General features: G+C 64.7%; 1 protein-coding gene. It reads left to right on the top strand.

Annotation, left to right across the window (positions count from 1 at the left end):
• Window positions 1-278: alginate export family protein (locus tag ACCD05_RS31840; protein ID WP_413397669.1), on the top strand; the 278-nt coding region annotated here is incomplete at both ends.

Raw genomic sequence — 278 nt, 5'->3', positions numbered from 1 at the left:
GTCACCCCGGTCGACAAGAATCCGCTCGACTTGCGCCAGGCTTTTGTCGCTATCGTCGAGCCGCTCGGCCCGGGCGTCGTGAAGTTCCGGCTCGGCCGTCAGGAGATGGCGTTCGACTTGCAGCGCTTCATCTCCGTGCGCGACGGCCCGAATGTGCGCCAGGCCTTCGACGCGATCTGGGCCGACTACGAGACGGGTCTCTGGCGTTGGATCGCGTATGCGACGCAGCCGGTGCAATACCGCGACAACAGCGATTTCGACGACGTGTCGAACCGGCA

The organism is Rhizobium sp. Rhizsp42 (assembly GCF_047304155.1).
Classification (GTDB): Bacteria; Pseudomonadota; Alphaproteobacteria; order Rhizobiales; family Rhizobiaceae; genus Rhizobium.
This window is presented reverse-complemented; position numbering and strand designations above follow the sequence as displayed.